Source organism: Archangium sp. Cb G35 (genome assembly GCF_001896145.1).
GTDB lineage: Bacteria > Myxococcota > Myxococcia > Myxococcales > Myxococcaceae > Archangium > Archangium violaceum.
Map to the genome: position 1 here is coordinate 329,609 of NZ_MPOI01000014.1, position 22,928 is coordinate 352,536.

Below are 22,928 nucleotides of genomic sequence, written 5' to 3' on the forward strand. Positions count from 1 at the left end.
CATCATGAACTGCCCACGCTGTGACAAGGTGATGACCCCCGTACGCCCGGATGACGTGGAGGCGCAGCAGTGCCCCCAGTGCGAAGGGCACTGGCTCGAGGGCGAGGATCTGCGGCGGTTGGAATCCAACGTGAACGTGCGGTTCATCGAGTGGCGCAAGTTGCCGGCCGAGGAGGTCCAGACGCGCGAGCTGGCCTGTCCCCGGTGCGAGCCCCGCCAGGTCATGAAGAAGGTCCGCAGCGAGCGTGACCGTCAGGTCCTGCTCGACGTGTGCGAGCGGTGCCACGGCGTGTGGCTCGATGGCGGTGAGCTGCGGGCCATCCAGGAGATGGGCTTCGTGAGCGCGCTCGCCGACGTGTTCCGTTTCGTCACGAAGGACTGAGGGCTGAGATGTCCCTGGAATCCTCCGGCCTCGCGTCCTCGTCCGCCGAGTCCCTGTCCACCGCCGACCCGGGCGTGCGCCAGCGCCTGCTCTCCATCTTCGGCGGCTCGGTGGGCAACCTCATCGAGTGGTACGACTTCTACATCTACTCGGCGTTCTCGCTGTACTTCGCGAAGTCGTTCTTCCCCCACGACAACCCCGTGGTGGAGCAACTCAACACCGCTGGAGTCTTCGCGCTCGGCTTCCTCATCCGTCCGGTGGGCGGCTGGCTCATGGGCCTCTACGCGGACCTGCGCGGGCGCCGCGCCGCGCTGTCCCTCTCCGTCACGCTCATGTGCCTGGGCTCCTTCATCATCGCCCTGTGCCCGACCTATGAGCGCATCGGCATCCTGGCCCCAGTCATCCTGATCCTCGCACGGCTGCTCCAGGGGCTCTCGCTCGGAGGCGAGTACGGCACCAGTGCCACCTATCTCAGCGAGGTCGCCACCTCCCGCCACCGCGGCTTCTATAGCTCCTTCCAATACGTCACCCTGATCATGGGCCAGTTGCTCGCCACGGTGACACTGCTGGTGTTGCAGCGGTTGGTGCTCACCGGCCCTCAACTGGAGGCCTGGGGCTGGCGCATTCCGTTCCTCTGTGGCGCCGCGCTCGCCGTCTTCGGCTTCTACATGCGCCGCAACATGGTGGAGACCGAGGCCTTCCAGGCCGAAGCGGCGAAGAAGACGGGGCACCACCCCATGCGCGAGTTGCTGCGCCATCCCCGGGAGATCGCCCTCGTCGTCGGGCTCACCATGGGCGGCACGCTCGCCTTCTACACGTACACCGTCTACATGCAGAAGTTCCTGGTCAACTCGGTGGGCCTCACCCGGGACCAGTCCACGCTCATCTCCGTCGCCTCCCTCTTCCTCTACATGCTGGTGCAGCCGGTGTTCGGCCTCATCTCCGACAAGGTCGGCCGCAGGCCCGTGCTCCTGTGGTTCGGCGTGATGGGGACGCTCTGCACCGTGCCCTTGCTCACGGCGCTCACGCGCACGCGCGATGCCTTCACCGCCTTCCTGTTGGTGCTGGCGGCGCTCGTCATCATCTCCGGCTACACCTCCATCAACGCGGTGGTGAAGGCCGAGCTCTTCCCCGCTCGCATCCGGGCTCTGGGGGTGGGGCTGCCCTACGCGCTCACCGTCTCCATCTTCGGCGGCACCGCCGAGTACGTGGGCACCTGGCTCAAGCTGGCCGGCCATGAGACGTGGTTCTTCTGGTACGTGACCGGCTGCATCCTCTGCTCGCTGCTCGTGTACGCCTTCATGCGAGACACGCGGCAACACCACCGCTTCGACTGAAGCACGGCGGACGATGGCTACGTCCATGCGCTGCCTGCTCGATGAGATCTCGCGCGACCATTTTCCGTATCCCCCCGCCACTCCCCAGGAGATCGAAGAGTTCGAGCGGCGGGTGGGCTGGACGTTGGATCCGGACCTGCGGGCCTTCTATCTGCACTGCAATGGCGCCGAGCTGATTGAACGGCTTCCCGATTCACCCTACCAGCTCCTGCCCCTCTCGGAGATCGTCCGGGCGAGAGTCGCCATCTTCGGAAAGAGAAACGATGATGACGCGCACGGACCCGCCTCGGTGTACGCCCTCTGCGATGTACAGGACGGCAACTACGTGCTGGTGGATGTGAGCCGCCAGGAGAAGGGTCGCTACCCCCTTTTTGACGGTGACCACGAGGCATGGCCGGACCCGGCCTACTGCAAGCAGGTCGCGAGTTCTTTCGCGGAATTCCTGGAGCAGGTGCTGCGCACTCGGCGCAGCCTCTACTGGATTCCGGGTTGAGGAAGGCGGGGGAGGAACAGTGGCGTTGGCCGACTTCAATCCGGCTACTTCCTCCGTGTTGAAGGACACATCCGCCAGTGTTGTGTTTTCCACAGTGCTGATTCTGGGCACTGCCGCATCCCGGGAGGGAATGCAGATCAAGACGGCATGCTTCCTCCCGGTCTCTTGTACGAAGAGAAGCGTCTGCAGGCTCTTCGTCGGTACGACATCCTCGATACGCTCCCCGAGTCCGAATACGACGACATCGTCCAACTGGCGGCGCAACTGTGCGGTGTGCCCATCGCGCTCGTCAGCCTGGTGGACCGGGACCGGCAGTGGTTCAAGGCGAACGTGGGCCTCCCCGGTGTGCGCGAGACGGAGCGTTGTGTGTCGTTCTGCACCTTCGCCATCGAGCGCGAGCACGTGCTCGTCGTCGAGGACGCTTCCCAGGATCCGCGCTTCGCCGCCAATCCGCTGGTGGCCGGTGCCCCCTACATCCGCTTCTACGCCGGTGCCCCCATCCTGTCCGAGGATGGTTTCACCCTCGGCACCCTGTGCGTCATCGATCGCCAGCCGCGCGTGCTCGACGAGCAGCAGCGCCGTAACCTCCTCGCGCTCAAACGGCAGGTGGAGCTCCTCCTGAAGCTGCGCCTCCAGGTGAAGCAGACCGAGGCGCGCAACCGCCAGCTGTTCGAGTCCTCCGGAGATGCCGTCTTCCTGCTCGACGAGGCGGGGCGGATCATCGAGGTCAACCCGGTGGCCGAGCGGCTGCTGGGGCGCGCGGCCCCCACGCTGTTCCACACCTCCTTCGAGGCGCTCGCGCCGGAGCATGAGCGCGAGCCGCTGCGCCAGTCGCTCCAGTCCCTGCTCTCGCGCGGCACCCTGCGCCTGGAGAACCTGGGGCTGTGCTCCCCGCGCGGCGAGCGTTTCGCGCTGGACGTCGTGGCCTCGCTCCAGGAGGTCGGCTCCTCCCGGCGCCTGCTGCTCGTGGGGCATGATCTCACCGAGAAGCGGCGGCTGGAGCAGCAGAGCATCCAGAACGAGCGGCTCGCGTCGGTGGGGGCGCTGGCGGCGGGCATCGCCCATGAAATCAACAACCCCATGGCCTACGTGCTCTCCAACCTCGGCTACCTGCAGGGCTGGAGTGAGGACCTGGAGCGGCAGTTGACGGGAACGCCCGGCTTCCCGGCCCATCTGGCCGGCGTCTTCACCGAGGCGAAGGAGGTCATCGCCGAGTCGCTCGATGGCTGCAAGCGCATCCGGGACATCGTGCGCGACATGAGCTTCTTCTCGCGCGCGCCGGACAACGCGCTGGCGCCGGTGAACGTCAACGGGAGCCTCGACTTCGTGCTGCGCATGGCCCACTCCGAGCTCAAGCGCACGGCGACGCTGGTGAAGGAGTACGACGGCGAGCTGCCGCCCGTGTTCGCCTGCGAGAGCCGGCTCAGCCAGGTGTTCCTCAACCTGGTCATCAACGCCATCCAGTCCATGCAGCCCGGCGCGCCGCAGCGCCACACCCTGCGGGTGCGCACCGCGCGTGAAGGCGGCTTCGTGCGGGTGGACGTGTCGGACTCCGGCCACGGGATTCCTCCCGAGGTGCTGCCGCGCATCTTCGATCCCTTCTTCACCACCAAGCCGGCGGGCTCGGGCACCGGGCTGGGGCTGTCCATCAGCCACTCGCTGGTGCAGAAGATGGGCGGGCAGCTTCGGGTGCGCAGTGAGCAGGGCGTGGGGACGACCTTCACCCTCCTGCTGCCCCTGGGCGAGCCCGCTGCCGAGCCCCGGGGCGTGCTCGCTTCCTGAGCAGGGGAGGAGGTCTCTGTTTCCGGGGCGGGTTGCGGCATAGTCGCGGCCAGCGACCCGGAGAGAGGACGATGCCGAGCGACGACACCGGGGGGGGTGGAGACAGCAGGGGAGTGGTCCAGCGCGGGTGGACGGATCGGTTCGCCGCGTTCTGGGCCCGGTTCGTGAAACGGCTGGATGTGTTCATCCCGGCGCCCCTCCTTCATGGCGCTCCCCTGGAACTGAGCCGGGCCCGCATGGTGGTCGCGCTGGCCTTGTGCAGCTTCGGGGGCTCCATGGTGTTCACCGGGCTCCTGCAGTTCACCCCGTACGCCTGGAGCCTGGGGGGACCGAGCGCGCTGTCCGGTGTGTTCTTCCTGGGGGTGCTGGTGCTGTTGCGGTGGCGTGCCTCGCCCCGCCTCCCGGCGCTGTGGCTGTGCCTCTTCCTGTGGGCGTCGATCCTCACGACGGCCCTGTCCCTGGACATGCTGGCCATGTCCACGCATGCCGCGAGCGTGCTCGTCCCGGTCATGGCGGTCTACCTGATGGGGTGGCGGCTCGGACTGTTCATGTCCGTGCTGTGCGCCCTGACGCCGCTCGTCTTCTTCCCGCTGGCCACCGCGCAACCGGGGTTGAGCGCCATGGAGTGGTCCATGGGCATCTTCACGGCCGTCTTCATCGCGTTCGGCTGGGCGGTGACGTCCTTGTTCCTCACCTTCCGCACCGAGGCGCACGCGACGATCGAACAGACCCGCAGGACGCTGCACGAGAACGAGGGCGAGCTGTCCAGCCTCATCGAGAGCACCGATGACGTCGTGTGCTCCCTGGACCTGGAGGGGCGGCTGCTCACCGCCAACCAGTCCGCGAAGCAGTACTTCCAGCGCATCTTCGGCGGAGACATTCCCCCCGGCGCGTTCATCTTCCGCGACCTGTCCCCCGAGCGGCAGGAGCGCTGGAAGGAGCGGCTGGAGCGTGCCCGGGAAGGTCATCGGCTGAAGGAGGACGTGAGCCTGCCGGCGCTGGGGGATCGCGGGCAGATGATCGACCTGGAGCTGACCGTCAGCCCCGTGTGGGGCGAGCTTGGCGAGGTGCTGAAGCTCACCGTTTTCGGCAGGGACGTGACGGAGCGCAAGGCGGCCGAGGCGCGGCTGAGCGAGCTGCACCGGGGCCTGGTGGATGCCTCGCGCCAGGCGGGCATGGCGGAGGTGGCCACGGGCGTGCTGCACAACGTGGGCAACACGCTGAACAGCGTGAATGTGTCGGCCGGCATCGTGTCCGAGCGGATTCGAGGTCTGCGGGTGTCCAGCCTGGAGAAGGCCGTGCAGTTGCTGCGCGAGAACGAGGCGCGGTTGGGCGCGTTCCTCACCGAGGATCCTCGGGGCAGGCAGCTCCCGGCCTACCTCGAGGCGCTCACCACCCAGCTCACCCAGGACAAGGAGGCCGTGCTCGCGGAGCTGCAGGCGCTGTGCGACGGGGTGGATCACATCCGCGTCGTGGTGGGCATGCAGCAGCAGTACGCGCGCTTCTCCGGCGTGGTGGAGGAGGTGTCCCTGCCCGAGCTCATCGACGGCGCGGTACGCCTGCAGTCGGCTTCCTTCGGCAAGGCGGGAATCGAATTGCGGCGCGAGTACGCCGCCGTGCCTCCCGTCTGGGTGGACCGGCACAAGCTGCTCCAGATCCTGCTCAACCTGCTGAGCAACGCGCGCCACGCCGTGAAGGAGAGTGGACGCCCGGACGGCTGTCTGACCATCCGCGTGGTGCCGGCCAGCCCGGGCCGGATGTGCATCATCGTCTCCGACAACGGCGTGGGGATTGCCCCGGAGCACGTCCCGCTCCTCTTCACCCATGGCTTCACCACGAAGAAGGACGGGCACGGGTTCGGTCTGCACACCAGCGCGCTGGCCGCCGAGGAACTGGGCGGAGCGCTCTCCTGTGAGAGCGCCGGCCGCGGTCAGGGGGCCACGTTCACCCTCGAGGTGCCCGTGCGGAAGGAAGAGGCCCGCGAGGAGGGCTCGGTCGCACGGTGAGGTCCGCTCGGGGGGAACCCGGGGCGCGTGGCACCCTCACCCCGTCCCTCTCCCGGAGGGAGAGGGGAGTAGGCGCAACACGGGGGTTCAGGGGGTCTTTCCCGGTGCTCCGTAGCCGCCGAAGTGCGCCACCGGGCTCCACGCCGGGGTGATGGGAGGCAGCGCCGGCATCAGTCCCGTGTACTCGCCCGCTCCGTACACCGGCTTTCCGTCCACCACCGTCAACACCGACTCGAGCGCGCGGATCCGCTCCTCCGGCACGGTGAAGTAGTCCTCGGACAGCAGGGCGAAGTCCGCTACCTGGCCCGGTGCCAGACGGCCCTTCTGCTCCTCCTCACCCGAGAACCACGCGCTGCCCACCGTGTAGAGCTCCAGCGCCTCCTCGCGGCTCAGCCTCTTGTCCGGCGGCGTCAGCACGAGCCCTCCCTCCGTCCTTCCCGTCGTCATCCAGCTCAGCGCCACCCAGGGATTGTAGGTGTCCACGCGCGTGGCGTCCGTCCCCGCTCCCAGTGGAATCCCCGCCTCCTTCATGGCGCGCAACGGCGGCGCGTCCTCGGCCGCCTTCGCCCCGTAGCGATTCACGAAGTATTCGCCCTGCATCGTCATGCGGCTCTGCACCGCCACGCCCCCGCCCAGCGCCTTCACCCGCGCCATCGTCTCCGGCTTGAGCGTCTCCGCGTGATCGATGGTCCAGCGCAGGCCGTTGAACGGTGTCTCGCGATTCACCGCCTCGAACACGTCCAGGAAACGGCGGATGGACTCGTCGTACGTGCCGTGGATGCGGAAGGGCCAGCGGTTCTTCACCAGCAGCGTGATGATGGGCTTCAGCTCCGCCTCCATGCCGGGCTCCAGCTCGGGGCGCTCCTCGAGGAAGTTCTCGAAGTCGGCCGCGGCCCACGCCAGGTTCTCTCCCGCTCCGCTCATCAGATAGCCGTTGGGCTTCAGCAGGCCCACCGTGGTGCCGGGCTTCGTCATGCCCACCCAGCGCTGGTAGTCCGCCAGCTCCTGTCCCTTCTTCTGCGCGAAGAGGTAGTAGGCGATGCGCAACGTGAGCTCGCCGCGCCGGGCCAGCTCCTCGACCACGCCGTAATCGTCCGGGAAGTTCTGCCCACCTCCACCCGCGTCGATGGCGCTGGTGAGCCCGAAGCGGTTGTACTCGCGCAGGAAGTGGCGCGTGGAGTTGAGCTGCTCCTCGCGCGACAGCTTCGGCGCCCTCGCCAGCGTGGAGTAGAGGATGAGGGCATTGGGCTTCGCCAGCAGCAGGCCCGTGGGCCGGCCGTCCGCGCCGCGCTGGATTTCTCCTCCGGGCGGGTTGGGCGTGCTCGCGTCCCAGCCGAGCGCCTGGATGGCGGCGCGGTTGATGATGGCCTGGTTGTAGAGGTTGAGGATGAAGGCCGGCGTGTCACCCGTGGCCTCGTTGATCTCCTCGAGCGTGGGCATGCGCCGCTCGTCGAACTGGAACTCCGTCCAGCCGCCCACCACGCGCACCCACTGGCCCTTCGGCGTGCGCGCGGCCTGCTCGCGCAGGATGCCGAGCGCCCGGCGCAGGCTCCGGACTCCGTCCCAGCGCAGCTCCAGGTGGTAGTTGAGGCCCCCGCGGATGACGTGGTTGTGGCTGTCATTGAGGCCGGGGATGAGGCGCCGGCCTCCCGCGTCGATGACACGGGTGTCCGGCCCCGCGAGGCCTCGCACCTCCTCGTCACTTCCGGTCGCGAGGATGAGGCCGTCCTTCACGGCCAGGGCGCTCGCCTCCGGACGCCGGGGGTCCTGGGTGGTCACCTTCGCGTTGACGACGATGAGACTGGCCTGCTCGGAAGCGGGCCGCGTCCCGCGCGGTGTACAGGCGCCCAACAACACCAGCAGCGCTGTCAGGAGACGGGGAGTGGGACCGGGGAGGGTCATGATGGGTTGCTCCTCTGTGGGTTCATGCTTCATGGCTCCGAGCAACGCCCGTACCACCGCGTAACCGGTTGATGAGACGAGGGTGGGGTCGCGTGGACGTGCCAGGGCCGTTCGAATTGATAGAGAGGGACTCTCCAAGTGAGAGGGGGCGCGGGCTCCTGCCTCAGAAGCGCAGGGCCACCTCGGCCTGGAGGAAGTCGACGTTCCGCGCGGGGCCCGTGCTCCGCAGGAAGGTGCCGGTGAAGAAGCGGGACGCGGTGGCGTACAGGCGCACGTACCGGCCGATGTCCCAGGTGGCCGTGAAGTTCACCTGGTGCCCCACCCAGCGGCTGTTGCTCCCGTTGGGAGGCCGCACCAGGACGCCGCTCGGGCCGTAGAGGCCGTCCGCTACGCTCTGCCTCCAGAAGCCGGTCCACTCGGCCGTCAGCACCAGCGTGGGGGTGGGGTGCAGGCGCAGCACGGGGTGCAGGTCCATGAAGTTGTAGGGCCCCAGGATGCCGATCTCCCCGAAGTAGCTGCCGCGCGGGAACAGCGGATTGAAGGTCTGGAGCGATGGGTCCCCCGCGTCCCGGTCTCCGGAGGCGATGTCCGCCATGAGCCCGAATCTCGGGGACAGCGGCAGGCTCTGGAGGGTGAAGCCGGTGTCGCTGGCCACCGTCCAGGCGAGGAGCGGTGCACGGGCGAAGCGGCCCACCTGCAGCACGGCCTCGAGGTTGTAGTCCCAGGGGCCGCTCGTCCCCCACCACCGGGTGCCGAAGGAGTGGCGTTGCTCGCGGCCCTCGCCCTGGGCGTAGCGCGCCAGCTCGTTCGAGGTGCCGAGGTAATAGAGGTCCACGTTGGCGCCCGGGAGCACGGGCAGCGGGTGCACCGCGTACAGGCCCCAGAAGCCGCGGGTGCGTACCGGGCCATCATCGAAGACGCCGGGCTCCGTGGCCACGGGCCACGCGGCGAAGGCGGAGACGTCCCAGTGGTGGGCTCTCAACCGCGTGCGTACGCCGTCGAAGGCGAGGCGCACGTTGGGCCCCTCGCGCGCGGAGACGAGCCGGGCCGAGCCGAATTGCAGCTCCTGGCGTCCCAGCCGCACCTGGAGTCCCTCGTCCGCGTGCTCCCACGGGCGTATCTCCACGAAGGCCTGGTGCACATCCACCCGGTCCTCATCCAACGGGCCCGGGCCTCCGTAGCGCCAGAGCGTCCACCCGCTCTTGAGCTGGAGGAAGACGCGGGCCCGGTCCCACAGCCACAAGTCCCCGTGCAGCATGTAGCGCTGCAGCCAGGCGGTGTTCGCGGTGGGTGTCTCGGCCCAGTCCGGGTGGCGGTAGAACTCCACCCGCTGGCGCACGTCGCCCCCCAGCGAGAGGAACACGGTGCCTTCCCGCGTGAGCGGGAGGTACTTCATCCCATCGAGGGGCGTGCGCGGTGCGTCCGGGGCGCGGAGGTAGCGGTAGTCCTCCTCCGCGCGCAGCACCTTGAAGGGAGGCGGAGGGGGCGGATTTCGAGGGGCCTCGGCCCAGGTGTACCCGCTGGTGAGCAGCCCCGCGGCGAGCAGTGGACGAACAGTTCTTCCGCGAGGGGCCAGGCGGCGCATTCCGTGCTCCGGGTTGGACGCAGCGGGAAACTACCTGCGCACGCCATCCCCCGCCTCACTCGCATGGGGGATGAATCCGCGGTTCAGTTCACTCCTGGCTTCGTGGTGGACATGGGCTTCAGCTCGCCCTTCAGGATGGAGACGACCATCTCCCGCGTCTCGTCGTAGGACGGCTCGCCGTTGAAGAATCCATAGGTGTCGTGCCCGCCGTCCGGGTGGTAGCCGTCCAGGTGGAACAGGCGCGGGCCCTCCGGATCCTTCTCTCGCGCGAACACGTTGGCGTAGGAGTACGAGCCCAGTGAGATGACGAGCGCGGGCCGCTCCTGGTCCGGTGTGAACACCTGGAACTCGTAGCGTTTGGCCCAGTCGCCCTCCAGCTCGAAGTTCTCCACCGCCATGACGGTGCGGCCCGCTTCCTGGAACTGCTCGCGGACGAAGTAGTCCTTGTCCACCTTGCCCGCCTGCCGCAGCAGCAGCACCTCCTCGCGCTCCGCGTCCCGCTTCTCCTTGTTGCCCAGCGCCTGGTGCAGCTGCACCAGCTTGGTCCGCGTCCTCCAGTCTCCCGGCTCCAGCTCCGCCGCCTTCTGGAAGCGCTCCAGCGCCGCGGCCCATTCGCCCCGCAGCTGCATCAACTGCCCGGCGTTGTAGTGCGCCATCGCGAGATCCGGCTCGTACTCGCGCGCCTTCTCGTACGCCGCCAGCGCCTCGTCCGGCCTGCCCTCGTCCATGGCCAGCAGGCCCAGCACGAAGAGCGCCTGTGCGTTCCTCGGCTCCAGCGAGAGCGTCTTCTCGAGCGCCCCACGCGCCTCCACCGGCTTGTCGAGCTGGAGGTACAGCGTTCCCAACAGCTGCCAGTAGCGGCCCTGCTTCGGCTCCAGCTCCGTGGCCCGCGTGGCGTGGGCGAGCGCCTCCCCGGCCTTGTCCTGGCCGCCGAGCAGGAAGGCCTGGATGTAGTGGGATTCGGCCTGGTCCGGCTCGCGCGCGAGCGCCCGCCCGGCCTCCGTGAAGGCCTTCTCCTCCCGTTGCAGGTAGAAGGCCGTGCGCGCCAGCAGCCCGTGGAGCCGCGCATCCTCGGGGCGCTCCTTCAGTTGTGCCTCCAGCTCGCGCTCGAGCTTCTCCAGGTCCGTGAGCACGGCCTCGTGGTCCGGCCCTCGCAGCGCGAGCCGGGCCCGTTCCAGACGCGCCTCGGTGCCATCGCTCCCGGAAGGTGTGGAATGGACCCGGCCCGCCGTACACCCGGCGCCAGCGAGGAGCAGGGCCAGCACGCATCCCAGGAGTTGAAGTCTTGGCATCCCTCAAGCATGAGATGCCGGACGTATGTCTCGCAAGCGTGCTCGACCCTCCCGGGGGCTTGCGAGCAGACTCGCGGTGGGAGACTCCATGCCAGCTCATCCAGTGCAAGACCCTCGCATGCTCGCGCGGCGCATCGAGAACGCCCAGGCGGAGCAGATTGATCGCACCCCCATCTCCTCGCGGCAGGGCGTCCCCGCGCTGCGTGTCGCGGGAGGGCGCGCCTTGTTCCTCGGGCCCCGTTCGTCCTTCTCCGCGGCCATCGGCGTGGGGCTCGATGGGATGGTGGGGTTGTCGGACCTCGATCGCATCGAGGACTTGCTGGGGCAGGGCGGGGGCGCCGTCCGCATCGAGCTCAATCCCTTCTGTGAGCCCTCGCTCTCCGGGAAGCTGGGGGCGCGTGGCTACCGCGTGGAGCGCTTCCTCCAGGTCTGGTACCGGCAGCCCACGCCCGTGCCGCCGCCCGTGCCGGGGATCGAGGTGCGGCCGGTGCGTCCGGGCGAGGAGCTGCGCTGGGCCGAGCTCTTCTTCCTCGCCTACCTGGGCCGGCCCGCCGCGTCCGAGCTGGAGCTGTCCGGTGGGGTGGGCATCGTCCGCACGCAGGGCAATACCTGCTTCCTGGCGCTCCAGAATGGCGAGCCCCGTGGCGTGGGCGTGGTGTCCGTGACGGACGGCGTGGCGCTGCTGTCCGCGGACGGCGTGGTGCCGCTGTACCGGGGCAAGGGCCTGCAGCTCGCGCTCATCCAGGCGCGCATGGCCTGGGCCGCCGAGCACGGTGCGGATCTGGTGACCGCCTCCACCGAGCCGGCCACGGCCTCGCAACGCAACTACGAGAAGTCGGGGTTCCGCTGCGCGTACCCGAAGCTCGTCATGGTGCGGCCTCCCTTTTCGTCGTACTGAGCGGACAGCGCTTCAGGCCAGCGCCATCTCGAAGCCGGTGCGTCCCGTGGGGAAGTGCTCTCGCGCCATGCTGGCCGGCGTCACCGCGTAGAGATGGAAGTCCAGCTTGCGCTGGAAGAAGCCCGCCAGCGCGGGGGCGAGCGGATCGTCCTCGCCCAGGTACAGCGAGAAGAAGTGGTAGCCCCGGCCATGGTGGTCCGCGTACACCCGCTCCACCAGCGCGCGCAGGATGGCCGGGTCCTCTCCCAATACGCTCGTGTTGCACAGGTAGAAGTAGCGGAAGTCGTTGCCGGGCTCGGGCAGCCTCGGCGCGCGCAGCACCGTGGCCATCGCGTCGTAGCCCCACTTCACCCACCGCATCGAGCCCCGGTACGCCATCACCCGGTAGCGCTTCACCGCCTCGGGGTCCCACGCCGACGTGCACCCCACCAGCTTCCCGCTCCCGTCGAAGGCCACGTAGCTGCCTTCCACGCTCATTCCCGGCCAGCGCTCCAGCCGGTGCCGCAGTTCTCCCTGGTCGTACCGGTAGCCGAAGGGCCGCGTGCGGTGGTCCTCGTCCAGCAGTGCCTCCATCGCCGGCACGTCCTCGGGGGTGGCTCGCCGCACGTGGTAGCGGTTCTGCTTGGGTTCCCGGCGGCGGGTGAAGTGCACCGATACCGCCGAGAAGCGGCGCAGGAGTGCGTAGTGCGGCTGGGCCTCGCGGCGCTTCTTGCGCTTCACCAGTGCTTGGAGTGCGGCGGCGTTGCTCGCCATCACCGACGTGAGGAACGCCTCCACGCCCAGCCGCTTCGCCGTCTCCTCCAGCACCGGGCCGTAGAAACGCGCCAGGCCCCGGCTCCGCCTCGCCGAGAAGCGCGTGCGCAGGTCTCCCAGGTAGCCCACCCGGCACGGTCTGCCTTCCAGCCAGCCGTCCCGCACGAGGATGGCTCCCATCCCGTCCAGCCCGTCCTCGACTTCGTTGACCCAGAGCTCCGTGTCCCCCCGCTGCATGTCGTAGAGCCGGAAGAAGTCCGGCGCCCGCTGCGTCGCCAGCACCAGCTCGCCCTGCATCGGCACCGCTCCGAACAGCTCCAACAACTCGGGATTGTCTTCTCGCTTCGCTCGGCGCAGCAGGCTCATGGGCGGTGTTCAGCGTACGCGAGCCGGGCCCACGGTGGGGACATGGGCGCTCCGTGGGCCTCGGTTGCTCGGGGAGCGGGCCGGGGCCCCATGGGTGCAACCCTGGAGCCGGATACCCTCACCCCAGCCCTCTCCCGGGGGGAGAGGGAGTTCAGGGCTTCAGCAGGCCATCGTGGATGGCCGTGTTTCGCGCGTCGTGCACCACTCCCTGGATGCGGCCCGAGTCCGGGAAGACCTTCTCCGCCAGCTCGCTCAGCTCCAGCGCCTTCTTCAGTGACTCCTTCGTCCGCTCGTGCACCCAGGCGCGCAGCAGTCCCGCCCACGCGTCCTCCAGCGTCTCCAGCGCCTTCCTCGCTCCTTCCTCGTACAGCGGCGTGGCCTTCTCGGAAGAGTTTCGGATGGTGTCCAGGAAGTAGCCCAGCTCCACCACCGGCGCTGCCGCTCGTCCCGAGACCTCGACGGCCTGCTCCAGCAACCGCTGGATCTCCACGAAGGCTTTCTCGGTCTCCACTCCGGGCTCGTCCGTCAGCTGCAGCAGCCGTCCCAACTCCAACAGCGCCGGGGTGAACGTGGGGTTCTCCGCCACGAGCTCGCGATAACGCCTCACCTGCTCCAGCCGGAGCGGCTCCACACCCCGGCCCTCCCGGGCCTCGCGCAGCTTCTCGAGCAGCTCCTCGACCGTGGGATGCAAGGGCGTCTTCGTCATTGCACCTTCTCCATCAACCGCTCCTGCTGCTCGAGGAGCTTCTCGGCCAGCTTCAGTTGCGCCTGCGTCGCCAGGGTGAAGTCCTTGCTCTCCAGCATCTGTTTGATCTGGAAGAGGGAGTGGTCGCGCAACTGAGAGGGGAAGTCCTTCACCCGCTGCAACGTCGCCGGCACCTGTCCCAGCCGCGTGGTGAGCAGCGTGATGCGCTCTCCCATCCGCGCCGCCGTCTGCTGGGTGATGAGCCCCGCCGCCGCGGACTCGGCGATCAGCACCTGCGCCTCCGCGAACTGCCCCTGCGCGATGAGCGCCCAGATGCGCGCGGAGACCGTCCCTCCCTTGCTCCGCGTCTCCTCCCGGGACTCCTCCGCTCCGCACGCTCCCTCGTCGCCCCGGGCACACTCCACCCTCAGCCCGGCTTCGGGCTCCTCCCTCCGTACCGCCTCCCCATGACCGCACCCGGTGGCACTCAGCAACGCCCATGTGGCGAGCAGGGCCTTCCAGGTACGCACACTCCACCTCCATTGAGGTCAAATACGATTATTCATGATTTGACCACAAAGGAATGTCGGGTGTCAACTTGTAACCCGACACGTCGGCTGACGTCACAGGTGATTCTGCCTCACCCGCCCTCCGCCGTCACCTCAGAAGGCGTAGCCGATGGAGAAGGAGAGCACCGGCAGGTGCACGTAGCGCTCGAACGTCCTGTCCAGCTGGCCCTCCGCCAGGCGCGAGAAGGCGGTGACGAGCAACGGCTGGCTCGGCTGGAATTGCGGCTCCACCCGGGTGTTGGAGTCCAGCGTGAAGGCCGCTCCCAGCGCCGTGCGCGCCGTCCACCCCGCGCCCAGCCCCCAGCGCCAGCCCACCTCCACGTCCAGCATGTGCAACACCGAGCGCACCCGGTACTCGCGCGTCAGCGCCTCCGCGTCCCCAGGTGGCTCGATGCCGAGCAGCGACGCCAGCACGTCCTCGGCACTCACCTCGCCGCCGAGCGCCACCAGTCCATAGCCTGCCTCCACGTACAGGCCCGCTCGCGCGAAGGGCCTCCAGCCCACGTGCGTCCTCCACACCAGCGAGTTCTTCAGCGAGCTCTCGATGAGGTCCGCCTCGTTACGGCCGTACGCGTCCAGCCCCACCCCCACGTCGTTCACCAGCCCCACGTACGCCGCCGGCATGTAACCCAGCGAGGTCGACAGCCTCAGCCGCCACGGCGACTCCACCCCCAGCCTCCCGCCAACCGACAGCGGGAAGTCCGTGTTCGCCTCCACCGTGATGTCCCAGCCGTGTTTGCCCTGTGGGTCTTCGGCTCGGGCCTGGGCTCCCGTGAGGAGCCCCGCTAGCAGGAGCAGTGCGCTGATTGTTTCTCGTGCCTTCATCGTCCCCCCCCTCGCTCCTCTCGGGGCAGGGTGGGCACGTGACTCGGGCTTCGCCATGCGACCAGAGGACACGCTGGTGGCCTGGTGGCACAGCGGACGGGCAGGCTTCCGGGTGGTGCACGGGTTCAACCCAGGGCCCGTGGCACCCTCACCCTTTCCCTCTCCCGGAGGGCGAGGGGTGATTGGGCTCGAGTGGGGGAGGGGTCTCCCCGGCTTCTACGGCGCCTTCTTTTCCACGTGGCCCTTCAGGCCCCCGCTCCCCATCAGCGTGCGCCAGCCCTCTCGCAGCCTCGGGCTCGTGTTCTCGTCCACCCGCCCGAACACCGCGTCCTCCACCCGTACCACCGTTTCCCCTCCCTGCTCCTTCAGCGTCAGCCGCACCGTCGTCGTCGCCGGCCCGCCGAACGCCGGCGTCAGGTGCCCCGCCATCTCCAACACCGCCGGTGGCTCCACCACCAGCACCGTGTACCAGAGCGCCCCCGCATCCCCGCCCCAGTCCTCGAACACCCTCCCTCCCGGGCGCGCCTCGATGACGAAGCCCTTCGGCTCCCGGCCCACGTAGAAGTCCTTCGGCCACCACTGGCCCGCCTCCTCCACCAGCGCCCTCCACACCCGCTCCCGCGGCGCGGAGATCGTCACCTCCACCTCCACCCGCGCCACTCCCATTCCGATCGAGGCCTGCGTCATGTCTCTCCCTCCTGGACTCGCGGTCTACCACCCCTCGAGGCCGGGGTGCTCACCCGCCGGCTCTCTCGGCGTCAGTGCATGGCGCGGCAGTCGCAGCGTGAACGTCGTTCCACTCCGCGCATCCGACGTCACCGTGATGCTCCCATCGTGCGCTTGGACGATCTCCTGCACGATGTAGAGGCCCAGCCCCAGCCCTCCCGTCAGCGCGTCGTTGGCGCCCTCTCCCCGGCCTCGCCGGAAGGGATCGAACAGGTGCGGCAACAGCTCCGGTGGAATGGGCGTGCCTTGATTCTGGATGCACAGCACCACCAGCTCCCCCTCTCCCTCCATCGTCACCCGCAGGGGCTTGCCCTTCTCCCCATGCTTCAAGGCATTGGACACCAGGTTCTGCACCACCTGCGTGAGCCGATCCTTGTCCCAGTCACCCCGCCCATCCCCCGTGGCCTGGGTGGAGATGCGGGTCTGCAGCGTGGTCATCCGCAGCTCCTCCAGCACCTCGTAGGTGAAGGTGAAGAGGTCCCCCGGCTCGCGCTCCACCGGGATGCCGCCCCCCAGCCTCCCCCGGGTGAAGTCCAGCAGATCGGCGATCATCCGCGTCATGCGCTCGGCGCCCTGGAGGATGCGCGCCGTGGCCGTCTGCACCACCTCCAGATGCACCCGGCGCGACAGCAACTGCGACTGCAGCGAGATGGCCTGCAGGGGGCTGCGCAGGTCGTGGCTGACGATGCCCAGCAGGCGCTCGCGGAACTCGTTGGCCCGCTTGCGCTCCTCCTCCGCCCGCTTGCGCTCCGTGGCGTCGCGCATCACCACGGCGTAGCCGCGCAGCCCGCCTCCCTCCTCGCGCAGGGCGCTCACGGTGATGTCCGCCCAGAAGCGGCTTCCATCCTTGTGCAGCCGCCAGCCCTCGCCCGTGTACGCGCCCCGCTGCTCCACCTCCTCCACTATCCGCTCGAGCTGCTCGCCCCGCAGCTCCTCGGGTATCAGCAGGGAGGAGATGGGCTGTCCCATCACCTCCACCTCGCTGTAGCCGGTGATGGCCTGCGCGCCCGCGTTCCAACTGATGATGCGCCGCTGGGGGTCCACCAGGTAGATGGCGTGCCCATAGACTCCCTCGATGACGAGGCGCAGCGTCTCGCTCGACTCGCGCAACGCCTGGCGCTGGCGGGCCCGCTCCAGGGCGAAGCGCACCGTGCGCGGCAGGTGGGCGTACGACTCCGGCGTCTTGGGCAGGTACTCATCCAGCCCCTCCTGGACGGCCTCCAGCGCCTGCCGCTCCTCGGCCGTGCCGGTGAGCATGATGACGGGGACGCCCGGCCAGCGCTGCTGGAGGGTGTGCAGCAACTCCAGCCCCGTGGCCCAGTGCAGCTGGTAGTCGACGATGACGGCGTCGAACCGGGGCTGCTCGAGCACCTGGAGCCACTGCTCCGCTTCCCCCACCTCCTCTATTTGGAGTCCGTGGAAGGCCCGGGTGAGGGCGCGCACGGCCATGAGCCGGTCGGACGGGCTGTCGTCCACCACGAGCACCCGCTGGGGGCCGCGTGCCCCCTGGGACTCAGGCATCATGGCGGGGACCTCCGCCAGCCTCCTCGGGACACGAGCACGGCAGCTCGACGGTGAAGGTGGAGCCCCGCCCCGGAGCGCTCTCCACGTGGATGCGCCCGCCCAGGGCCTTCAGCACCTCATGGGTGATGAAGAGGCCCAGGCCCAGTCCTCCGTAGTGCCGCTCCGACACGCCTCGCTCGAAGCGGCCGAAGATGCGCGCGCGCACCTCCTCGTCCATGCCGATGCCCTCGTCGCGCACCGTCAGCCGGGCCCACCCCGCGTGCTCCTCCAGCCGCACCTGCACGGGTCCGCCGGCGCCGAACTTGAGCGCGTTGGACAACAGGTTGGCCACCACCTGCTCCAGCCGCAACACGTCCCACTGGCCCAGCAGCCGGGCGGGGGTCTCTATCTCCATGGCGCATTCCGCGCGCACCGCTTGCGTCTCGAAGCCGGCCGCCACGTCGCGCACGATGGCCGCCAGGTTGACGTCCCGCTCGCGGCGCAGGGCGAGCCGGCCGCTGGTGATGCGCGTGGCGTCCAGCAGGCTGTCCACCAGCGACGCCATCCGCCGCACCTGCCCGTTCGCCACCTCCACATGCCCGCGCAACCGCTCCACGTCCGGCGGCTCCTGCCCCAGCCCGTGCTTCATCAACTGCAGACGCAGCGCCAGCGGCGTCAGCGGCGTCTTCAGCTCATGGCTGGCCACGGAGAGGAACTCTTCGCGCAACCGCACCGCCTCGCGCAGCTCCACCACCAGCCGCTCGCGCTCCGCCTCGGCCCGCAGGCGCCGCGCCTCCAGCACCTCCCGCTCCCGCTCCCGCAGCTGCATCTGCTGGCGCCGCAGCTCCTCTCGCTCGCGGTGCAACTCCACGAAGACGCGCACCTTGGCCCGCAGAATCTCCGGCTCCACCGGCTTGCGCAGCCAGTCCACCGCCCCGCTCTCGTACGCCAGCGAGTGCTCCTCCGTCGGCGCCCCCGTGAGGAAGATGAGGGGCACCGGACGCACCTCGTTCTCGCGCAGCAGCCGCGCCGTCTCGAAGCCATCCAACCCCGGCATCCGCACGTCCATGAGCACGAGCGCGAAGTCCTCGTCCTCCAGGCAGTGCAGGGCCTCCTCTCCCGAGCAGGCCTTCACCAGGTGCAGCGCGAAGGGCGCCAGGTGGCGCTCCAGGGCCACCAGGTCGGCGGGTTGATCATCCACTAGCAAGATGCTGGTGCGCGGCGCGTCCCCTGCTTGCACGGCTCCTCCCAGAATCCCGGGTATGCCGCCGTATCACGAACGGGGCGTGAGACAGCATCGAGAGATGTAACGCACCACGTGTGCCCGCGAACGCTGGAAAATATACGGCCTTCTTCCGCCCGCGGACTGGACCGCCGTCCAGTCGTTTGGGCACCGAGCAGCCGAGCGCCGTCAATGGAGACCCGCCTGGGGAGGCGGTGGTCCCAGGCCGCTCTCGGGACCGGCCAGCGGCAGCACGAGGTGGAAGGTGGCGCCCGCGCCCGGGGTGCTCTCCACGTTCACGCCTCCTCCCATCGCCTCGACGAGCTGCCGGACGATGTACAGCCCCAGTCCAAACCCACCGTACTGGCGTACCGACACGGCGCGCTCGAACTTGCCGAAGATGCGCTCCAGGTTCTCCGGCGCGATGCCGATGCCGTGGTCCGTCACCTCCAGCAGCGCGAGGGCCCCGCTGGAGTGCACCCGCACCTCCACCGGTGCTCCTGCCCCGTACTTCAGTGCGTTGGTCATCAGGTTGGTCACCACCTGCTCCAGTTTCGTCCGGTCCCAGCGGCCCACCACCGGCCCCTCGGCCCGCAGCTCCAGGCGCGAGCCCGTGCGCCAGGCCTCCTCCTGGAAGCGCTCCATCACCTCGCGCACCAGCTGCTCCAGGTCCACGTCGCACAGCTCCAGCCGCAGCCGCCCCTCCGCCAGACGGGACACGTCCAGCAGCTCGTCCATCATCCGCGACAGCTTGTAGAGCTGCCGCTGCGCCTTCTCCAGCCGCTGCGCCAGCTCGGCGTCCCCGGGCCGGGAGCGCGCCCGCTTCAGCAGCGTGTGCAGCTGCAGGCTCAGCGAGGTGAGGGGCGTCTTCAGCTCGTGCGAGGCGACGCTGAGGAACTCGTCGCGCAGCCGCACCATCCGCTCCGCCTCCGCGCGGGCCTCCTGGGCCTCGGAGAAGAGCCGGGCCCTCCAGCGTGCCTCGTACTCCCGCCGGGTGACGTCCACCGCCAGCCCGAGCGTGCCCGCCAGCCGCCCCTCGGGGTCGCGCAGCGGCACCCAGTGCGTCTCGTACAGCAACCCGCTGCTCAGTGCCTCCACCGAGAGGAATTCCTCCCCGGCGAGTGCCCGCCGCACATGGGTGAGCACGGAGGGCTCGGCACGGTAGATGTCGAACACGGACATGCCCACCACCTGGCCGGGCTTGAAGCCCATCCTCACCAGGCCGTGGCCCTCGGAGAGGGTGACCACGCCGTCCCGGTCCAGGGAGAAGAGCACCACGGGCGCGTGGGCGATGAGCGCGTGGAGCCGGGCATCCACCTCCTGCTCGGCGGAGGCCTCCGCCGGCTTCCAGTCCGACAGGTCCAGCGCGAACGTCACCACCCGCCCCTCGCCCAGGCCCGTGGAGCCCAGCAGCACCGGCAGGCCGCCGCCGTTCTTCCGCAACAGCGTGCCCTCGAAGGAGTGGAAGCTGCCGTCGGTGCGCAGCCGCCGCAGGGCGCTCTCCGTCAGGGCGCGCTCGCGGGGGGGCGTCAGGGTGGACCAGGTGAGGCGCTCCTCGCGCACGTCCCGCCGGGAGTAGCCCAGCATCCGCAGCAGGGTGGGGTTGGCGTCCAGGACCCGGCCCTGGGCATCGCTGGTGAAGAGCCCCAGCAGGTCCGAGTCCCACAGCGAGCGCGGGGCCTCGGCGCGCGTGTGCTCCAGGTCCAGTTGCTGAATCCGGTCCAGGATGCGGCCGAAGTAGAGGCCCACCCCGTTGCCCAGGGTTTCGTCCGCCTCCCGGTCTTCCCGGGGGGCGCGGCTGAGCAGCTCCAACATGCCATGCACCCGGTCGCCACCCGGCACCGGGACGAGCAGCCCTCCGTGCAGCCCCGTCTGGGCCGACGCGTCCCCGCGCGGGAAACGCACGTCCCGTGCCACGTCCTGGCTCCAGACGATTTCCCGCTGGCCCGGTGGCCTCTCGGGGAGCGCGAAGGTGCGTTGCAGCGTGTCATGCACGAAGCCGCCCAGGCTCTCGTCCGCCGTCCAGAGGGTGACGGGCGCCAGCACCAGCACGGAGTCCCCCCGCTCCAGCCGCCAGTACGTGCCCAGTGTCCAGCCCTCCAGCTCCCCACAGGCGCGCAGGATGGCGTAGGCGGCCTCCTCCTCGTCCGAGGCGGACGAGAACACCTGCGTCAGCGCTGCCTCCAGCACCTGCACCCGCTGGCTCAGCCGCAGCTGCCGCTCGAGCTCCACCTGGGCGTCCAGCGAGCGCAGGGAGACGATGAGCAGCCCCTCGTTCTCTCCCCCGGGCCAGGGGGACAGCCGCGCCTCCACCTCCCGGAGACGTCCATCCCGTGCCAGGGCCCCCACCCGCTGGGGAGGGGCGGACATGGGACGGGGGGCTGGCTCTTCCCGGGGCCACCCGGGCAGCCCTCCGGGAAACACGGTGGTGATGGGCCGGCCCAGCAACTCCAGCCGGGACCAGCCCAGCAATTCCTTCAGCCCCGCGTTGGCATGGACGATGCGCGCCGAGCGATCCAGGGCGAGCAGGGGGTCTCCCAGGGAGTCCAGGACGCGCCGCACGTCGATGTCCATGACCGAGTGCCTCCGGATGGCCGGCCTGCCCGGGCCACCCACTCGGGGACGAGGCGGGACATTCCGCCCCTCCGGGTCCCGATCCACCGGAAAAAGATAAGAACGTTCCGCTCCCCCGCCGGACCGCCGCTTTCTTCTTGTATAAGGGCGCCGGCATGGGTGGCGGTCGCCGCCCTGGTTGGAAAGGAAGGACACATGAGGAAGTTTCTGGTGGTGGCGTTGATGATCGCCGTGGCGGGTTGTCAGCAGCAGAGCGGTGGCGGCGGCGGTGGTGCCGCGGCGACTCCGCAGACGGATGATCAGAAGACGTTCTACGCGCTCGGCCTCACGCTGGGCCGGCAGATCCAGGTCTTCGACATGACGCCCGAGGAGCTGGAGTTCGTGAAGGCGGGCCTGACGGCGTCGGTGACGAACAAGGAGCCGGCGGTGGACATCCAGACCTTCGGGCCGAAGCTGCCGGAGCTGGCGCGCACCCGCTCCACCGCCCGCGCGGAGAAGGAGAAGGAGAAGGCCAAGGGCTTCCTGGAGCAGGCGGCCAAGGAGGAGGGCGCGGTGCGCACCGAGTCCGGCCTCATCTACAAGTCGCAGACGGAGGGCACCGGGGCGCAGCCGGGTCCGACCGACATCGTGAAGGTGAACTACCGGGGCACCCTGCCGGACGGCAAGGAGTTCGACAGCTCGTACAAGCGCAACGAGCCGGCGCAGTTCCCGCTCAACGGCGTCATCAAGTGCTGGACCGAGGGCGTGGGCAAGATGAAGGTGGGCGGCAAGGCCAAGCTGGTGTGCCCGTCCGACCTGGCCTACGGCGACCGTGGCACGCCGGGCATCCCCGGTGGCTCGGCGCTGGTGTTCGAGGTGGAGCTGCTCGACGTGCAGAAGAACGAGCCGCCCCCGTCGATGCCGGCGATGCCGGGCCAGCCCACGGCGCCGGGTCAGCCGGCGGCTCCGGGTGGCCAGCCGGCCAGGAAGTAGTCCTCCAGGGCTAAGTGGTTCTCGCGGGCCATCGGGCCGCCTCCCTGCGGGGGGCACCGATGGCCCGTCGTCTTTCTTGCACCCGGCCGCGAGCGGCTCCACGGAGCGCTTGGCGTGGGCCGTGGGGGCGCGTTACGCCGGAGAGCGCTCCAGGGCCTGGCGAACGAGAGCGGCCCGGAGGAGGGGATGCGGATGAACCTGCGGACGATGCTGGGGTGTGCGGCAGTGGTGTGGCTGTCGTTGAGTGGCTGTGCGGCGAAGCAGGGAGCGGAGAAGGGGGGCGAGAAGGGAAGCTCGGAAGCGCGGCGCGAGGAGCTGGGCGGCCTGACGGAGAAGGAGTTCCAGGCGCTGCACGAGCTGAAGGCGGAGGCGGCGCCGCCGCGCAAGGGGCAGATGTTGGAGATTGCCGGGGCGAGGGCCTACCTGAGCCTGCCGGAGAACGCGCGGAAGCCGGTGCCGGGGGTGCTGGTCATCCACGAGTGGTGGGGGCTGAACGAGCACATCATGCACTGGGCGGATCGGCTGGCGGCGCAGGGTTACGCGGCGCTGGCGGTGGACCTGTACGGCGGCAAGGTGGCGGCCACGCCCGAGGAGGCGATGGCGGCCATGAAGACGGTGGATCCAGCGCGCTCGCAGGCGATTCTCAAGACGGCGCACCAGTATCTGATGACGTCCTCGCGGGTGCAGTCGACGCGCACGGGAGTGGTGGGCTGGTGCTTCGGTGGCGCGTGGTCGCTGCGCGCGGGCATGACGATTCCGGAGCTGAACGCGGTGGTGATGTACTACGGGCGGCCGGTGCTGAACGTGGACGAGCTGAAGAGCATCAAGGCGCCGGTGCTGGGCGTCTTCGGGTCGAAGGACGAGTCGATTCCGAACGACGTGGTGGAGGAGTTCGACGAGGCGCTGTCGGACGCGGGAGTGGCGCACCGCATCCTGAAGTACGACGCGCCGCATGCCTTCGCGAACCCGTCGGCGCCGGGGCGTTACAACGCCGAGGCCGCGGAGGCCGCATGGGAGCAGGTGAAGGGCTTCCTGGCCGATAACCTGAAGCAGTGA

General features: G+C 69.3%; 19 protein-coding genes. 8 read left to right on the forward strand and 11 right to left on the reverse strand.

Annotated elements, in window-relative coordinates; translation table 11 throughout:
• Positions 1–4 precede the first annotated feature (4 nt).
• The 5 genes from BO221_RS38175 to BO221_RS56680 all read left to right on the forward strand — a co-directional run bounded on the left by BO221_RS38175 (position 5) and on the right by BO221_RS56680 (position 6,000).
• On the forward strand, positions 5–382 hold the full coding sequence (locus tag BO221_RS38175; protein ID WP_073565788.1) for a zf-TFIIB domain-containing protein: 378 nt from the start codon (positions 5–7) through the stop codon (positions 380–382).
• Positions 383–390: 8 nt separating this feature from the next.
• Positions 391–1,719, forward strand: a complete 1,329-nt coding sequence (locus tag BO221_RS38180; protein ID WP_073565789.1) for an MFS transporter — start codon at positions 391–393, stop codon at positions 1,717–1,719.
• A gap of 13 nt (positions 1,720–1,732) precedes the next feature.
• A complete protein-coding gene (locus BO221_RS38185; protein ID WP_073565790.1) occupies positions 1,733–2,212 on the forward strand; it encodes an SMI1/KNR4 family protein in 480 nt (159 codons plus the stop codon).
• 147 nt (positions 2,213–2,359) lie between these two features.
• Positions 2,360–3,994 (forward strand): ATP-binding protein, encoded by a 1,635-nt coding sequence (locus BO221_RS38190; RefSeq protein WP_083682030.1) that lies wholly within the window; start codon positions 2,360–2,362, stop codon positions 3,992–3,994.
• Positions 3,995–4,065: 71 nt separating this feature from the next.
• Complete coding sequence (locus BO221_RS56680) at positions 4,066–6,000, forward strand: ATP-binding protein (protein ID WP_083682032.1); 1,935 nt, start codon at positions 4,066–4,068, stop codon at positions 5,998–6,000.
• A gap of 87 nt (positions 6,001–6,087) precedes the next feature.
• Here BO221_RS56680 and BO221_RS38200 read toward each other — a convergent pair whose 3' ends face one another.
• The 3 genes from BO221_RS38200 to BO221_RS38210 form a co-directional block, all read right to left on the reverse strand.
• Positions 6,088–7,902, reverse strand: coding sequence for an amidohydrolase (locus BO221_RS38200; protein ID WP_073565793.1), 1,815 nt, complete (start codon positions 7,900–7,902; stop codon positions 6,088–6,090).
• Positions 7,903–8,065: 163 nt separating this feature from the next.
• The gene (locus BO221_RS38205; protein WP_073565794.1) at positions 8,066–9,487 is read right to left on the reverse strand and encodes an alginate export family protein; all 1,422 of its coding nucleotides are present in this window, start codon (positions 9,485–9,487) and stop codon (positions 8,066–8,068) included.
• Positions 9,488–9,570: 83 nt separating this feature from the next.
• Positions 9,571–10,779, reverse strand: a complete 1,209-nt coding sequence (locus BO221_RS38210; protein WP_083682034.1) for a tetratricopeptide repeat protein — start codon at positions 10,777–10,779, stop codon at positions 9,571–9,573.
• 88 nt (positions 10,780–10,867) lie between these two features.
• Between BO221_RS38210 and BO221_RS38215 the strand changes: the two genes are divergently transcribed.
• A complete protein-coding gene (locus tag BO221_RS38215; RefSeq protein WP_158079986.1) occupies positions 10,868–11,677 on the forward strand; it encodes a GNAT family N-acetyltransferase in 810 nt (269 codons plus the stop codon).
• Between the two features lie 12 nt (positions 11,678–11,689).
• Here BO221_RS38215 and BO221_RS38220 read toward each other — a convergent pair whose 3' ends face one another.
• The 8 genes from BO221_RS38220 to BO221_RS53055 all read right to left on the reverse strand — a co-directional run bounded on the left by BO221_RS38220 (position 11,690) and on the right by BO221_RS53055 (position 20,900).
• Positions 11,690–12,796 (reverse strand): hypothetical protein, encoded by a 1,107-nt coding sequence (locus tag BO221_RS38220; protein WP_073565797.1) that lies wholly within the window; start codon positions 12,794–12,796, stop codon positions 11,690–11,692.
• 151 nt (positions 12,797–12,947) lie between these two features.
• The gene (locus tag BO221_RS38225) at positions 12,948–13,502 is read right to left on the reverse strand and encodes a hypothetical protein (RefSeq protein ID WP_073565798.1); all 555 of its coding nucleotides are present in this window, start codon (positions 13,500–13,502) and stop codon (positions 12,948–12,950) included.
• Positions 13,499–14,011 carry a hypothetical protein gene (locus BO221_RS38230; protein WP_073565799.1) on the reverse strand — a complete coding sequence of 171 codons (513 nt, stop codon included), beginning with the start codon at positions 14,009–14,011 and terminating at the stop codon, positions 13,499–13,501. The genes BO221_RS38225 and BO221_RS38230 overlap by 4 nt, the downstream gene beginning before the upstream one ends.
• Before the next feature lie 132 nt (positions 14,012–14,143).
• Entirely contained in the window at positions 14,144–14,875 is a 732-nt protein-coding gene (locus BO221_RS38235) for a hypothetical protein (RefSeq protein ID WP_073565800.1), read from the reverse strand.
• 216 nt (positions 14,876–15,091) lie between these two features.
• Positions 15,092–15,562, reverse strand: a complete 471-nt coding sequence (locus BO221_RS38240; RefSeq protein WP_073565801.1) for an SRPBCC domain-containing protein — start codon at positions 15,560–15,562, stop codon at positions 15,092–15,094.
• A 24-nt stretch (positions 15,563–15,586) separates the two neighbouring features.
• Positions 15,587–17,125, reverse strand: a complete 1,539-nt coding sequence (locus tag BO221_RS38245) for an ATP-binding protein (RefSeq protein ID WP_083682038.1) — start codon at positions 17,123–17,125, stop codon at positions 15,587–15,589.
• Positions 17,115–18,344, reverse strand: coding sequence for an ATP-binding protein (locus BO221_RS38250; protein ID WP_073565803.1), 1,230 nt, complete (start codon positions 18,342–18,344; stop codon positions 17,115–17,117). Before BO221_RS38250 ends, BO221_RS38245 begins: the two co-directional genes overlap by 11 nt.
• A gap of 171 nt (positions 18,345–18,515) precedes the next feature.
• Positions 18,516–20,900: an ATP-binding protein gene (locus BO221_RS53055; RefSeq protein WP_083682040.1), complete on the reverse strand. Its 2,385-nt coding sequence runs from the start codon at positions 20,898–20,900 to the stop codon at positions 18,516–18,518.
• A 195-nt stretch (positions 20,901–21,095) separates the two neighbouring features.
• Between BO221_RS53055 and BO221_RS38270 the strand changes: the two genes are divergently transcribed.
• Positions 21,096–21,872, forward strand: coding sequence for an FKBP-type peptidyl-prolyl cis-trans isomerase (locus BO221_RS38270; protein ID WP_073565804.1), 777 nt, complete (start codon positions 21,096–21,098; stop codon positions 21,870–21,872).
• Between the two features lie 192 nt (positions 21,873–22,064).
• The gene (locus BO221_RS38275) at positions 22,065–22,928 is read left to right on the forward strand and encodes a dienelactone hydrolase family protein (protein ID WP_233166443.1); all 864 of its coding nucleotides are present in this window, start codon (positions 22,065–22,067) and stop codon (positions 22,926–22,928) included.